The organism is Siphonobacter sp. (genome assembly GCF_048595215.1).
Classification (GTDB): domain Bacteria; phylum Bacteroidota; class Bacteroidia; order Cytophagales; family Spirosomataceae; genus Siphonobacter.
Genome location: NZ_JBMDWJ010000385.1, coordinates 1 through 15598 on the forward strand (window position 1 = coordinate 1; position 15598 = coordinate 15598).

At 51.0% G+C, this 15598-nt stretch carries 13 protein-coding genes; 12 read left to right on the forward strand and 1 reads right to left on the reverse strand.

Going from position 1 to position 15598, the window contains the following annotated elements; all coding sequences use genetic code 11:
* From ACOJTG_RS23625 to ACOJTG_RS23660, 8 genes are all read left to right on the forward strand, one after another.
* The coding region (locus tag ACOJTG_RS23625; RefSeq protein ID WP_420156065.1) for a PepSY-associated TM helix domain-containing protein at positions 1–891 on the forward strand (891 nt) is incomplete at its 5' end.
* A 122-nt stretch (positions 892–1013) separates the two neighbouring features.
* A complete protein-coding gene (locus ACOJTG_RS23630; protein ID WP_420156066.1) occupies positions 1014–1475 on the forward strand; it encodes a response regulator transcription factor in 462 nt (153 codons plus the stop codon).
* Positions 1476–1553: 78 nt separating this feature from the next.
* Positions 1554–2087, forward strand: coding sequence for a DUF4199 domain-containing protein (locus ACOJTG_RS23635; protein ID WP_420156067.1), 534 nt, complete (start codon positions 1554–1556; stop codon positions 2085–2087).
* Between the two features lie 11 nt (positions 2088–2098).
* Positions 2099–2716, forward strand: coding sequence for a YdeI/OmpD-associated family protein (locus ACOJTG_RS23640; protein ID WP_420156068.1), 618 nt, complete (start codon positions 2099–2101; stop codon positions 2714–2716).
* Between the two features lie 58 nt (positions 2717–2774).
* The gene (locus tag ACOJTG_RS23645; protein ID WP_420156069.1) at positions 2775–3992 is read left to right on the forward strand and encodes a DUF2264 domain-containing protein; all 1218 of its coding nucleotides are present in this window, start codon (positions 2775–2777) and stop codon (positions 3990–3992) included.
* Between the two features lie 127 nt (positions 3993–4119).
* Positions 4120–4782, forward strand: coding sequence for an endonuclease III domain-containing protein (locus ACOJTG_RS23650; RefSeq protein ID WP_420156070.1), 663 nt, complete (start codon positions 4120–4122; stop codon positions 4780–4782).
* A 134-nt stretch (positions 4783–4916) separates the two neighbouring features.
* Complete coding sequence (locus tag ACOJTG_RS23655) at positions 4917–7154, forward strand: family 20 glycosylhydrolase (protein ID WP_420156071.1); 2238 nt, start codon at positions 4917–4919, stop codon at positions 7152–7154.
* Positions 7155–7398: 244 nt separating this feature from the next.
* The gene (locus ACOJTG_RS23660; RefSeq protein WP_420156072.1) at positions 7399–8391 is read left to right on the forward strand and encodes a putative zinc-binding metallopeptidase; all 993 of its coding nucleotides are present in this window, start codon (positions 7399–7401) and stop codon (positions 8389–8391) included.
* Between the two features lie 212 nt (positions 8392–8603).
* Here ACOJTG_RS23660 and ACOJTG_RS23665 read toward each other — a convergent pair whose 3' ends face one another.
* Positions 8604–8915 (reverse strand): winged helix-turn-helix transcriptional regulator, encoded by a 312-nt coding sequence (locus ACOJTG_RS23665; protein WP_420156073.1) that lies wholly within the window; start codon positions 8913–8915, stop codon positions 8604–8606.
* A gap of 69 nt (positions 8916–8984) precedes the next feature.
* Here ACOJTG_RS23665 and ACOJTG_RS23670 point away from each other — a divergent pair, with 69 nt between their 5' ends.
* The 4 genes from ACOJTG_RS23670 to ACOJTG_RS23685 form a co-directional block, all read left to right on the forward strand.
* The gene (locus tag ACOJTG_RS23670) at positions 8985–9239 is read left to right on the forward strand and encodes a hypothetical protein (protein ID WP_420156074.1); all 255 of its coding nucleotides are present in this window, start codon (positions 8985–8987) and stop codon (positions 9237–9239) included.
* A 307-nt stretch (positions 9240–9546) separates the two neighbouring features.
* On the forward strand, positions 9547–11175 hold the full coding sequence (locus tag ACOJTG_RS23675; protein ID WP_420156075.1) for a pectate lyase family protein: 1629 nt from the start codon (positions 9547–9549) through the stop codon (positions 11173–11175).
* 327 nt (positions 11176–11502) lie between these two features.
* Complete coding sequence (locus ACOJTG_RS23680) at positions 11503–14595, forward strand: DUF6298 domain-containing protein (RefSeq protein WP_420156076.1); 3093 nt, start codon at positions 11503–11505, stop codon at positions 14593–14595.
* Positions 14596–14704: 109 nt separating this feature from the next.
* A partial coding sequence (locus ACOJTG_RS23685; protein WP_420156077.1) for a TonB-dependent receptor plug domain-containing protein occupies positions 14705–15598 on the forward strand: 894 nt, incomplete at its 3' end.

Here is a 15598-nt window from a genome sequence, read left to right on the forward strand (position 1 = left end):
AACCTGCTGGTGAATCCTTACACCGGAAAAATTCAGGGCAACGCCCAAACTCCAACAGCTAAATTTTTTGCGACGGTTCTGCAATTGCACCGCTGGCTGCTCATCGAAAATCATGACATCGGGGGAGCTATCACGGGTACGGCCGCGTTAGGAATGATTCTGCTCCAAATCACGGGTCTGCTCTTATGGCTACCGGCGAAGATCAGCAGCTGGAAAAAATGGAACGTCTGGAAACCCGGCTTCAAAATCAAAACCGACGCCAGCAGCAAACGACTTAACTTCGATTTACACAAAACCCTGGGTTTTTACGCCTTCGTTTTCGTGACGATTATGGCTCTGACAGGCCCCGTTTTTGCTTGGGAATGGTATCGGACTGGCTACCGTCAGCTCATGGGTGTATTTACGCCGAGAGAAGAGAAAGCCTTGGAGACCGAAGCCAATGGTCGCCAGCCGCTAGCTCTGGAAGAAATTATACGTCAAAGCAATCAGGTATTTTCGTACAGCGGCGTACTGCGGCTGACGCTGCCGAAAGATTCAGTAGGGACCATCGTCGCTCAAAAATCACAAAACGGATTCTTTACTTCGGCGGGGGTAGATCGGCTGACGCTCGATCCGTACACGGGTCAGGTACTGAAACTCGAACGCTTTGCGGATAAAACGCTGGGCGAGAAAATCGCTGTTTCGGCCAAAATTATTCACACGGGTGAACTCTATGGCACCTTTACAAAAATTCTATATTTTCTGGCCTGTCTGATCGCAACCAGTCTGCCCGTTACCGGCTTTCTGATCTGGTGGAAGCGGGGTAAGCCCGAAGCAGCTAAACCGGTGGCTCGACCGGCAGGGACGGCTCGGGTTCGTCCGCGGGCAGTAGTCCAGGCTGTGCGGGAATAAAGAACTTGCCTGTATCGAAAGCATCATCTGAAAAGGTGATGCTTTTTTCGTGGTCTGATCGCACCAAATAAGATACATTCGTAGCTTCATTCTATACGTATCCCGTAATCAGTAAACGTCTCATGTGGCGATCTTTTCTATCGTACGGATTAGTACTGGGCCTGTTGCTAAGCTTACTGGCCTGGAGTAAGTACCGCTGGCTCATGCTCGACCATACGACCGAAATCTACGTGCTGATACTGGCGGGTGTATTCATTGGGGTAGGCATTTGGGTAGGTTTACGCTGGACGGCTCCGCAGGTGATCGAAAAGGAAGTGATACAGGTTTACGAACCGCTTATGCGTCCAACTCCGGAGCTACTGGAGAAGTACGGAATCAGTGTTCGTGAGTGGGAAGTGTTGATGCAGGTTTCGAAAGGATTAAGCAACGAAGAAATTGCGGAAAAGCTCTTTGTCTCGACGAATACCATCAAAACACATCTGGGAAATCTCTACGCCAAGCTGGACGTCAAGCGACGGACCCAAGCCGTAGAAAAGGCCCGTTTGCTGGGATTACTCCAGGTCAGCACTCCCCCAAACGTATGATTTGGAAAAAATCACCCGAAAGGATGAGCGGTCGATTCTTTTTCATTCCCAGGTTTGGGACAAAAACAAACCCTTGAAATGAAACGAACCATACTGGTTTTCGGAACCATCGCCGGCGTAGTGGCGTCCCTCATGCTGGTGCTTTCCTTGGCAATGCTGAAAAGTCGCTCAGCCTTCTTTTTTGAGTACGGCGAACTGTTTGGGTACACATCGATGCTCCTGACGTTTTCCATGGTTTTCATCGCCGTTAAAAGCTACCGGGATCGTTATTTAAACGGCTTTATTTCCTTTAAAGATGCCTTACTGCTGGGACTGGGTGTGGCTTTTACCGCTTCAACGATCTACGTCCTGGTTTGGGTGATTTTTTACAAAACGCTCTTTCCTGATTTTCCTCAATTCTACCAGCAGTGCATGATCGAAAAGCAGCAGGCTCAGGGAAAAACCGTTGCTGAACTGGCGGAGTCGCGGGAGCAGATGCAGGTCATGTTCTCGTACTACGATACGCTGGGAGGTTTAATTGCCATCACCTATATGGAGATACTTCCGGTGGGTTTGATCGTGGCCTTCTTTAGTGGATTAGTGCTGAAAAAACGTCCTTCTTTTAAAAGCTAATCATTGGTTGTATGGGAAAAACAGATTCCCGCGTCGATCTGTACCTGGATAACGCGGCTGATTTTGCCCAGCCGATTCTGGGCCATTTACGGGAACTAATTCATACGGTTTGTCCCGACGTTCAGGAAACGATCAAATGGGGTACGCCCCATTTTGGCTACGCCAACGGTAACCTGTGCCTGATGGCCGCTTTTAAAAATCACGCTTCCTTTGGCTTCTGGCTGGGAGCGAAAATGGAAGACCCTGACGGAATCCTTACAATAAGCGGTGAGCAAACTGGCATGGGGCAATTGGGAAAACTACGTTCGTTATCGGATCTGCCTTCCGACGAAGTGCTGACCCGCTATATCAAGCAGGCGATGCAACTGGCCGAGCAGGGCGTTCGTCCTACGCCGAAGCGAGAGCAACAGCCTGTTACTATTCCCGACTATTTTCAGGCGGAACTACGGAAAAACGAAGCGGCTCACCAGCAGTTTCAGAACTTTTCCCGAGCCTGCCAACGCGAGTACGTCCAGTGGCTGGAAGAAGCGAAAACGGAGAGCACGCGTACCAAACGAATGGATCAGGCTCTGGAATGGATTGCCGAAGGAAAAGTACGAAACTGGAAATACGCCAGGAAATCAAAGTAGGGGAATCTGACAAGAGCTCCTGATATCACTTAAGAATACGCTAAATCTAACTTAACGAATGCTTCGTCGTTTTTTTCTCCGTCAGTTGGGCGGAGCAAGCTTACTCAGTACGGTGTCTCCGCTGGAAACGCTGGCCGCTCCAACCTCCGACCGGGCGTACTGGATCAGTATCCTGCAAAAACTATCGGAACCTCTGTTGACGGCTCTGGCCGAAGACCAGCTCAAAGTCCGGATGCCCGTGGAATCGAGGCCGGGTCAGGAAGCGGACCGTCGTAAGTACTCGTACCTGGAGGCCCTGGGTCGATTATTAGCGGGTATTGGTCCCTGGTTGGCTCTGGATACGGACGACGAAAAAACGATTCGGCAACGGTACTTCCAGCTGGCTCAGCGAGGGATTCAAAACGCGGTTAACCCCCAGGCCAAAGATTACATGAATTACAGTGAAGGCGGCCAGCCACTGGTTGACGCGGCTTTTCTGGCTCAGGGTTTACTGCGTTGCCCGAAGTTATACCAATCGTTACAGCCTGCGGTCCAGCAGCAATTGCTAACGGCGTTTCGAAAGACCCGAACGATTCGTCCCGGATTCAGTAACTGGCTCTTATTCAGTGCGATGATTGAAGTGTTTTTTGCCAGTATTGGCGAAGAGTACGACAAAATGCGGCTGGATTACGCTCTGCGTCAACACGAACAGTGGTACAAGGGCGACGGTATCTTTGGCGATGGTCCGGATTTTCACTGGGACTACTACAACAGTTACGTCATCCAGCCCTTCATGGTGGATATCTTACGCTTCCTGCCCGATAAAAGTTACGATTTCTTGCGAACCCGGATGGATAAAATTGCTCCCCGGTACGCAGCCATTCAGGAACGATTGATCGCTTCGGATGGAAGTTTTCCGGTCATTGGCCGATCCATTTGTTACCGGGCCGGGGCTTTTCATCACTTGGCGAATACGGCGTTTTTACGGCAACTACCATCCGAGATTGCTCCGGCTCAGGTACGGAGTGCTCTGACGGCGGTATTGCATAAAACCCTTGATAGTCCGAAAAATTATGATTCAAAAGGCTGGCTCTACATTGGCCTGAATGGGCACCAGCCCGATCTCGGCGAAAGTTATATTTCGACGGGAAGTCTGTTCCTGACCGCCACGGCCTTACTTCCGCTGGGACTCCCCGCTACGGATGCTTTCTGGGCGAATCCAGCTACGGACTGGACCAGCCGCCGCATCTGGGAAAAAGGCGAAAACTTACCGACGGATCACGCCGTAAAAGCTTAAAGTACGGAGTACGTTCTGCCGAAAAGAACCCTGGAAGGGTTCAATTTGAATAGCCCTAGGTGCAACCCAGGGCTATTCAAACCCAGCTGGCTCAGCTTTTTATCGTACCATCGAAAACGAGCCAACCATGAAACGTGCCTTCGATCTAACGGAAATGCTGCAACGCATTGAAAAAGCCATTGCCCGGTACCCCAAAGCAGCCATGTTTGAACTGGCCGAGCGTGGCTATACTACGCTGTTTGAACAACTCATTTCCTGCATTATTTCCATTCGTACCCTCGACGAAACGACGATTCCGCTGTCCCTGAAACTCTTTGAGCGAGCCCGCACGCCACAGCAATTGCTGAACATTCCGATGGAAGAACTGGCGAATATGCTGGAAGGAAGCCAGTACCCCGGACAAAAAGCCGAAACCATGCGGACCATCGCCCAAACGGCTATCAATCAGTACGGCGGCCAGTTACCCGCTAATTTCGACCAGCTAACGGCCCTCAAGGGCGTAGGTCCGAAGTGTGCGAATCTGGCGTTGGGCGTAGCCACGGGCGTACCCGCCATCAGCGTGGATGTACACGTCCATCGGGTCGTGAACCGCTGGGGATTTGTGAAAACCACCACGCCCGAAAAAACGCTGAAAGTACTGGAAAACAAAGTCCCCGTATCCCAATGGATTGACATTAACCGCTTATTAATGCCTTTTGGAAAACACGTTTGTACCGGAACGCTGCCCCGCTGTTCGACCTGTCCCGTCCTGGAGTTTTGTGAACAGGTGGATGTGACGAAACATCGGTAAAGTCGGTCGTTTGCTCCGGCAGAAGTCTTTTCTTTGTATTCTTTGATGAGCGAATGGGTATAAGGCTCCGGTTTTACTCTTCCTCTGCAGAGGCCCTCTCATGCTGGCTTGTGTGTGACCATTAAACGAATCCAATGAAAAAACTGCTGATACTCGCCTGCTTCTTGGTAAGCGGGATGACGTACGCCCAAACGAATCCTTATCCACTGATTCCTTATCCCGCTTCGCTGCAACCCAGCACCGGATTTTTTGAAGTAAATGCGTCCACGAGTCTGGTTGTTCCAGCCGATGCCTCGCTGCAATCGCAGGTAAATCAATTGAAATCGCTGCTGGGTATTGCCCGTACCACGGCTAGCTCAGGCAATCGGGTCATCCTGGGGTACGATGCTTCGTTGGGTAACGAGGAGGCATACACGCTAGAAGTCAATGCTTCGACGATCAAATTATCGGGTAAAACCAATACGGGAATCAATCGCGGGATACAAACGCTGCGTCAGCTAGTGATGGCAGGTTCTGCGAAGAAAATTCCGGCGGTAACGATCAAAGATCAGCCCGCGTATGCCTGGCGGGGAATGCACCTGGATGTATCGCGGCATTTTTTTACGCTGGAGTATCTAAAAAAATACGTCGATCAGTTAGCCTTCTACAAGTTCAATAAATTTCACTTGCACCTGACCGACGATCAGGGCTGGCGGATTGAAATCAAGAAATATCCTTTGCTGACGCAGGAAGGGGCCTGGCGGACGCTGAATAATCAGGATTCGACCTGTATTACCCGCTCGAAAGACAATCCGGATTTTGCCATCGATCCTCGTTTTCTGAAAATGAAAGACGGCAAGCAGGTATACGGCGGTTTCTATACTCAGGAGGAAATCAAGGAACTGGTTGCGTATGCGGCGGAGCGGTCCGTTGAAATCATTCCCGAAATTGATATGCCGGGTCACATGATGGCGGCTATTCGGCAGTATCCGTTCCTGAGCTGTACCTCCGACGCGGGTTGGGGGAAGACTTTCTCAACGCCGATCTGCCCCTGCAACGAACAAACGTATCAGTTTGCCGAAGACGTATTTAACGAAATTTTCGCCCTTTTTCCGAGTAAATACGTCCATCTGGGAGCCGACGAAGTCGAGAAAACCACCTGGGCCAATTCCGAGGCCTGTAAAGCTCTGATGCAGAAGGAAGGCATCAAAAACGTGGAAGAATTGCAGAGTTATTTCGTGCACCGGATGCAGAAGTTTTTCGCTTCAAAAGGCAAACAGCTCATCGGCTGGGACGAAATTCTGGAAGGAGGCATCGACGCTTCGGCCATCGTGATGTACTGGCGTTCGTGGGTGAAAAAAGCACCCTACCAAGCTGCCCAGAACGGAAATACTATTGTCATGACGCCCGTGAGTACCCTCTACTTCGATAGCCCTCCGGGTATTCAGTCGGTATCGAACGTGTACAACTTGGAAGTGGTGCCCGAAGGTATTACGCCCGAACAGGCGAAGTTGTTCATGGGTGCTCAGGCGAACCTCTGGACGGAATTCATTCCCAGCGAAAACCGGGCCGAGTACATGTACATGCCGCGGATGACGGCTCTATCGGAAGTGGTGTGGACGAACAAAAAAGATTTTGCTTCCTACGAGAAACGTCTGTTGCGGCATTATCCCATCATGGAAAAACATAACATTCACTACCGCTTACCCGATCTGACGGGCTTTACGGAGGAAAATGTGTTTGTCGATAAAGCGACGTTATCCATCAAAAAACCGCTGGAAAGTTATACACTTCGGTACACCACGGACGGCTCGCTGCCCCAGAAAACATCCCCCGAACTAGGCGAAGGACTGACGATCACCAAACCGCAAACGATCAAGGTGGCGGCCTTTACGTCTACGGGCTTACGCGGGGATATCTATACGCTGAGATACCAGCAACAGACGTACGCCAAGCCCGTTTCAGCTAGTGGGAAGAAGCCGGGTTTGATGGGTAGTCTGTACAAGAAATTCTTTAAGATGACTACGCTGATGAAGCAGGAGAAAGCCGATAGCACCTTTACCGTATCGAATGTAGCCGTGCCTAAAACGGTGACGGCTCCCAGCTTTGGTATTCAATTCCGGGGCCTCATCAACGTACCCGAAACGGGGGTGTATAGTTTCTTCTATACCTGTGATGATGGGGGTATTCTCCGGATTGCTGACCGTATGGTGGTAGATAACGATGGCAATCATTTCCCGATCGAAAAAAGTGGACAGGTAGCTTTACAAAAGGGGGCTCATCCCTTTGAGGCCGATTTTATCGAAGGCGGCGGCGGCTTCACGCTTACATTGAAATACAGCCTGAACGGTTCGGAACCGAAGGAGGTACCGGATGGCTGGTTTAGGCGATAGTTGAACAGAAGAACCTGAAGAAACCCCCGCAGTACCTACTGTGGGGGTTTCTTTTTACCAAAACCGAATATTGGGGATTTAGTGAGTTGAGTTAAAACCTAAGCCTAGGGAATGGGCCGAGCCTACGGCTCTTAAAGGTTGGCCTAGAGCCGTAGGCTCGATTAAAGGACGGATTTCGATCCGTACTCGGTTGGTATAGATTTTTATAGGTATAAATACTCAAATAAATTTAAACGTTTTACCTATGAAAAATAATTCTTTTTTATGCGTTGGTAAACGCCAACTTCTTCTCTGTACAGGCTTATTGGGGATGAGCCTGTTTATCGCATCCTGTCATAAGCCTGATATCGAACTAGTAGAACAACCCGTTTTTGATACGGATACGACAGGTAACCATGTCACCCAAAAAACGATTATTACTTACACTATTTACAAGGATCAATTGTATCCTTATACTACGTATTCGATTAGTCCAGAAATTCTGGCGGCCCTTAAAGATGACACAAAGGGACTAAAGAAGTTACAGGATTTCTGGAATTCAGAGCAGAAGAATAAGCAGAGTCACGAGAAAATATTCAGACTTTTCAGCGACTTGATTCCAGAAATGTATCGGAAAGACGTCAGATATTTTTCGATAGATCGGCCTTCGCCAGCGTACGCAAATATGAGTACACTGAAAAATAATTCTCTGGAAAGTTTTAACCTGGGAGTGAACGCAGAACTGTTAACGTATCTAGACTCCATTCCTAGATTTAAGGCACCAGAGTATCGGCATAATACACTGGGATACAGCTATCCTATCTACACACTCATTCATGAATTCGGGCATTACGTAACGTCTAACAAAGACCAAAGCTATTTGCAGTACTCGCCCAATTTGGATACGTATAACACTGTACCTAAACCTGGTTCAATCCTGGATAGTGTGCTGGTAAACTATTGGAATCGGTATATGGATCAGGCGGGGATGGATTGCTGGACGAAACATGGAAACTATTATTTCTGCGGACCTGCCGATGAATTTGTCAGCGGATATGCCTCTACCTCTCCAGCCGAAGACGCCGCCGAGACTTTCGCTCACTTTGTACTCTTGGATGACAAGCCTGCCGCAACCACAGCGGTCAACCGCAAGTTGTTGTTATTTTACCAGAATCCCAGAATGGTAGCTATTCGGCAGAGCATTCGTGAGAATCTAAAGAAACTAGGGATCGTTCCCAGAAGTCCCACTATGCCTTAGTTATTTAACGACCCGCTTACGTAGATCGTGTTGTGGAGGGTGAGAAGCGGAAAGGATTGTGATGGGTAGGAAGTCGGAAGTTTTACGGGGGTAATCTAACTCCTTAATAAATGAGTCGAGCCTATGTTCTCGGATGTCGTTACCCTAGCGTACGGCACAGAGGCATAGGCTCGATCTATTGTTTAACAACGGATTTCAATTCCGTTTCATACTCAGGCCAAGCCCTCCAACTGCTTAAATACCGGAATCAGAAGCTGTCCTTTTTTCGTCAGATAATATTCAATATGCAGGGGCTTCTCTGCAATAGTGACCTTCTCCAGAATTCCTTCTTCTTCCAGTTCCCGCAAGGCCACAGCCAGCGACTGTTTATTCGTGTCCGGTATCTGTCGTAGTAGTGAATTGAACCGCAAGGGAGCATCTACCGCCAGACGAAAGATGTCAGCCTTCCATTTTCCTGACAACAATTTCAAAAGACCCTTCGCTGGGCAGGTCTCTGGGGCTTGGGGCTGTTCGCGGGTAGTCATGAATTTCTGACCTATTGCAAGGCTTAAGTGGATCAATGAATTTCGTACAAAGATAAAAAAATCAGCTACATGGGACTGAAGGTCAAAAAACCGCACGAAATGAGTGACGAAGAGCTACTCAAAAACGAGAAGTACCTGAAATGGGCTATCACGATGAGTGTAATCGCAACCCTGCTCATGTTGGGTACTGGAATCTATCTATCCCTGTCGAGAGGAAAATTCAACGCCATTGCGGCGGCTTCGGTGGCGATGTTACCGCTCGTCCTGGTCAATGCGATGAACTTAAAAGCAATACGGATGGAGAGGAAAGGTAGATCGTTGTAGCTAATACCCTTAGCTCGTTCATAAGGATTTAGGGTAGCGGGAAGCAAATGCAAAAAACGCTTTGGATTACAGGCAATTATCCATTTTTCGGTGAATCATCTTGTCCTGTTTTCAGTGAATCGGGGTGAATCGACTGATAAGATGCTACAGAACCTCGAAAAAATGATATACATATCTCGGGTTTTTATAGCCTTATTTTGAGGTTGTAATGAAGTTCACCCTTCAATCTATCGCTTCATTCGTATTCGTCTTTCTTTAAAGAAGAAAACCTCGATTTATCCGTGATTCATCCGTTTTTTGGGTAACCATGAAGAAAAACCTCATTCCTGTTTTACTAGCTACTGTACTGAGTGCGACGAGCGTTTTTGCTCAGTATCCCCAAATTCCCTCCGACGTACAGAAAGCTAGTGATGAATTACTGGCCGAAGCCCGCAAAAAATCGGACTTAGCCTGGCAAAAAGCGTATCCGACCATTCTGAAAGAAGCCCGCGAGGGTAAGCCGTATATTCCCTGGGCGGGCCGTCCCTATGACTTGCCGCAGGCACCCATTCCGGCCTTCCCCGGAGCCGAGGGCGGTGGAGCCTTCACCTTCGGTGGACGCGGGGGCAAGGTATATGTAGTAACGAGTCTGGAGGACAGCGGCCCCGGTACCCTGCGGGATGCCTGTGAACAGGGGGGAGCCCGTACCGTCGTGTTTAATGTTTCGGGCATTATTCGGCTGAAAACACCACTCATCATCCGGGCACCGTACATCACCATTGCCGGACAATCGGCTCCGGGCGATGGCGTCTGCGTAGCCGGGGAGTCGGTCTGGATCAATACGCATGACGTGGTGATTCGGTACATGCGATTCCGTCGGGGTGAAACGCACGTCGGTCGTCGGGATGACTCCATCGGTGGAAACCCCGTGGGTAATATCATGATCGACCACGTGTCGGCCAGCTGGGGTCTGGACGAAAACATGTCGATGTACCGGCACATGTACAACGATAGCACCGGAGCCATCGAGCAGAAACTGCCTACGGTGAACATCACCATTCAGAACTCCATTTTCTCGGAAGCCCTCGATACCTGGAATCACGCCTTTGGGAGTACGCTGGGCGGCGAAAACTGTACCTTCATGCGGAACCTCTGGGCGGATAATGCCGGGCGGAACCCTTCCATTGGCTGGTACGGCATCTTCAATTTCGTGAATAACGTGGTCTTCAACTGGGTACACCGATCGGTAGACGGCGGCGACTACCGGGCCATGTTCAACATCATCAACAACTACTACAAACCCGGTCCGCTGACGCCGAAGGATTCGCCCGTGGGCCACCGGATCATCAAACCCGAAGCGGGTCGTAGTAAGCTCGATCACCTGGTGTTTGGCCGGGCGTACGTTCACGGGAATATCATGGAAGGGAACGAAGCCGTCACGAAAGACAACTGGAACGGAGGTGTGCAGGTAGAGAGCTTCGCTAATACGGATAAGTATACTGCCGATATGAAGTGGAATGAGCCGCTGCCCATGCCCCGACTGACGATTCTGCCCACGCAAAAAGCCTTTGATTACGTACTGGCGAATGCCGGTGCTACCTTACCCAAACGCGATCCCGTGGATACGCGAATTGTAGAGCAGGTACGGACGGGCAAGATCACGTATAAGGAAGGGGTGAAACTGCCAGAAACCCAGTTCAAACACCGTCGGTTACCCATTGATTCGTACAAACAAGGCATCATCACCGACATTAGTCAGGTGGGAGGCTATCCCGAATACAAAGGCACACCCTACGTTGATAGCGATCAGGACGGCATGCCCGATGACTGGGAAAAGAAAAACGGACTGAATCCGAAAGATCCGTCGGATGCTTCCAAAGTCAAGAAAAAAGACGGGTATACCAATATCGAAAACTACCTGAATAGTCTGGTTTCGTTGCAAAATGTAAAGCCCTAAAACCTAAGGGTACCCATCGTAAAAAGGACTCTTTGGGGTGTCAGATCGGGGCGAAGGCTTCGACGCTGACACCCTTTCCTTTGGTACGGGTTTATGCTAATATGATACAGCGGATGGGAAACATGATACACCAAGAAGAAAGCCTTTGTCTTTACTTTTGAATACTTTTTCAGGGAAAAAGTACAGTCCTGAATCGCCCATTGAAAAAGTACCCGTGAGTGAGTGTGTATCCAATCCACGCTTCTGTAGAAACTTATCTTTTCACACCAGCGAAAGATCACCTGATGTTTCGCTGGTGCATGTATTCATTTAAGCCTGTTACCTGCGGTGTATCAAACGAAGCTTTTCTTAGGACTTGTACTGGGACTAGGGCTGGGAACGGCTCTGGCTCAAAAGCCTAAACCGGTAAAAAAACAGCCGCCCATTCAGCTGAACGCTCAGCAAAAACTGGAGTATACCACCGACGCCCTCGGCAACCGGATGCTGGATTTTTCCTACTGCGGCTACCGGGCGGGCGAAGCGGCTATTCTGAATGTACCCATTCAGATTCGAGTACCCGTCACGAAGGGCGATGCCACGGCCCGGATTCAGGCCGCGATTGATTACGTATCCAAATTACCGCTGACAACCGACGGTTTTCGCGGGGCCGTCCTGCTGGAAAAAGGACTGTATGAAGTCAGAGGTACGCTGAAAATCAGAGCCTCGGGTGTGGTCCTGCGGGGCAGTGGCATTCACGCGACGACCCTACGCGGAACGGGGGTCAGCCGGGACGATCTGGTGACAATTACCGGAAAAAACGACCAGCGGATTGAGAAAGCCGTACCGCTGACGGATGCGTACGTACCCGTCAATGCTCGCGTGGTTCATACCCACGCTTCTTTGCAACCGGGAGATCTGGTACAGATTCAGCGACCTTCCACCAAAGCCTGGATTGACACGCTGGGCATGGATCATTTTGGCGGCGGCGTGACGGCTCTGGGCTGGAAACCCGGCCAGCGAGACTTATACTGGTACCGAAAAGTAGTAGCGGTCCAGGGCAATGAACTGACGCTGGATGCCCCACTTACTACAGCATTGGATCAGACCTTCGGCGGCGGGACCATTGCCCGCTATACCTGGTCCGGAAAAATCCGGCAGTGTGGCCTGGAAAATCTGCGGATGGAATCGACTTACGATACGAAAAATCCCAAAGACGAAGACCATCGCTGGACGGGCGTAACACTGGAAAACGTGGAAGACGCCTGGGTCCGTCAGGTTGATTTCGCTCATTTTGCGGGTTCGGTCGTCAACGTACAGGAAACGGCTCAACGCATCACGGTGGAGGATTGTCGCTCTTTCGAGCCCATCTCCGAGATCGGCGGCGAACGACGCTACACGTTTTATACCAAAGGCCAGCAAACGCTGTTTCAACGCCTCTATTCCGAATACGGTTATCACGATTTTGCGGTAGGTTTCTGTGCCACCGGACCGCAGGTTTTCGTGCAATGCGAAGCCCATTTGCCCCACAGTTTCAGCGGGGGCGTGGACAGCTGGGCTTCGGGCGTATTGTTCGACATCGTAAACAGCGACGGTAATGCCCTACGCTTCGGTAACCTCGGCCAAAACGGACAGGGAGCCGGATACAACGCCGCCAACAGCGTATTCTGGCAGTGTACGGCGGCACTCGTGCAGTGTGATCAGCCCGTAGGGGCTCAGAACTGGGCTTTCGGTACCTGGGCTCAGTTTGCGGGCAATGGGTATTGGGAGCAGTCGAACGAGCACATTCGGCCCCGCAGTCTGTACTACGCTCAGCTGAAAGAACGTCTCGGAGAACGTTTTCCGGAAGCCCTGATGCCCGTTCCCACGGAAGCTTCGAGTAGTCCGCCCGTGAGCGTGGCTCAGGAGCTGACGCAGGCGTCCGTTCGTCCGGCCCTAATGCTATCGGAATTCATCGAACAAGCTTCCACCCGGAACGCGATCCCCGTAGAAACGAAAGTTGCTGCCTTGGACTCCAAAATACCCGCAGTTTCTGTACCCAAATCGGCTCCCATGGAAATCAAAAAAGGCGTGCTGGTACGGGGGGAGCAAATCCTGACGGGTCGTCGGCAGGAAGTGCCCTGGTGGAACGGCAGTACCCGGCCCCAGGGCCTGAAAAATGCCAAACCGCACATTACCCGCTTTGTTCCGGGACGCACCGGAATGGGGCTTACCGATAATCTGGACGCCCTGACCGATTCCATGCAGGCCCAGCACATTCTGGCCATCGACCATAATTACGGACTCTGGTACGACCGTCGCCGCGACGATCACGAACGCATCCGCCGCATGGACGGGGAAGTCTGGGCCCCGTTTTACGAACTTCCGTTCGCCCGCAGTGGGAAGGAAACCGCCTGGGACGGCCTGAGTAAATACGATCTGACGAAGTACAATCAGTGGTACTGGAATCGGCTAAAACAATTCGCCGATCTGGCCGATCAAAAGGGCTTGCTGCTGGTACACGAGCATTATTTCCAGCATAACATCATCGAAGCCGGAGCCCATTACGCCGATTTTCCCTGGCGTCCGGTGAATAACTTGAATCACACGGGCTTCCCCGAACCCGTCCCGTACGCGGGCGATAAGCGAGTATTCATGGCCGAGCAGTTTTACGACGTGACGCATCCCGAACGGCGGAAACTGCACCGGGCGTACATTCGGCAGTGCCTGAATAACTTCACCGGAAACACGGGCGTCGTACAGCTCATCGGAGCGGAATATACCGGGCCTTTGTCTTTCGTTCAGTTCTGGATCGATACCATCAAAGAATGGGAAAAAGAAACGGGCAAACGCGTTACCGTCGGACTCAGTACGACCAAGGACGTACAGGACGCCATTCTACAGGACGCCAAACGAGCCGAAGCCGTGGACCTCATCGACATTAAGTACTGGCATTATCAGGCCGACGGGTCCGTCTACGCTCCGGCGGGTGGACAAAACCTGGCTCTCCGCCAGCACGCCCGCTTGCTCAAGCCCAAACGCAGTTCCTTCGAACAGGTCTACCGGGCGGTGAAGGAATACCGGGAGAAGTACCCCAACAAAGCCGTAACCTACGCGGGCGACAGCTACGACGTTCAGGGTTGGGCCGTATTGCTGGCGGGCGGTTCCATGCCCAGCCTGCCGCCCATCGCCGACGGTGCTTTTCTACAGGCCGCGGCCCGGATGAAGCCTGTCAACTTACCGGAAATTGGGCCGAATCAGTACGCCCTCAGTGATCCAACGCTCGGTTATATTCTGTACAATCGTTCACCAAACCCCATTACTCTTACGATTTCTAAACCCGTGACCGTAACAGAAATTGATCCTGAAACGGGGAAAATACTGGTTACACGAAAAGGAAGTGTTGGTAAAATGGCGTTTGCGTTTGGTGGGAAGCCAACCTTAACCTGGATTCGATTTCAGTAATAGTCAATAACCCACACGGCTCCGTATTGAATAGTAAATCTCAGCCTTGTCTACCGAAGGCCGGGAAGTATATGCGTACCTCTTTACAATTTAAACCTATATAAAACCTATGAAACAATTCTTCCTGACCCTGTTAGGGTTCCTATTGCTATTTTTCACGGCTCAGGCCCAAACCCGTACCCTTCGGGGCAAAGTAACGGGAGCCGGTGAGGCCCTTCCCGGCGTGAGTATTCTACTAAAAGGTACGCAACGCGGTACTACTACCGACGCCAGCGGTACGTTCCAGCTCGAAGTACCGGAATCCAATGCCGTACTGCTGTTTAGTTACGTAGGCTACCAAAACAAAGAAGTCACCGTGGGTAGCCAGACCGAATTAACCGTAGAACTGACGACGGATAACAAAGCCCTCGATGAAGTGGTCGTCGTGGGTTACGGGACGCAAAGCAAGCGGGCCGTGACAGGGGCGGTTACGTCCATCGGGTATGACCAGTATAAGGATCGTTCGTTCAGTAACGTCACGCAATCATTGGCGGGGAAGATGCCGGGCGTCAACATCACGCAGGCCCAGGGAGCACCGGGCTTATCGCCCATCATCCGGATTCGGGGCGTCAACTCCATTACGGCGGGCACCAATCCGCTGTTTGTCGTGGACGGTGTGCCGCTGGAAAACTTCAACCTGAACATGATTAACCCGCAGGACATCGAGTCGGTAGAAGTACTGAAAGATGCTTCCTCAGCGGCTATTTACGGTTCACGCGGGTCTAGTGGCGTAATTCTGGTCACGACCAAGCAGGGGCAGGCGGGCCGTACTACCGTGAGTGCGACCTTCGAATACGGCATTCAGAAAGTGGCGAAACAGATCAAATTGATGAATGCCCAGCAATACATTGATTATTACGTAGCGGCCAAGAACAACGGCTGGGTTGCCAACGGAGGGAAAGCAACCGATCCTAACTCAGCCCGGACGGCTTCGTACCGCATTCCGGATGATTTCATCAACAAT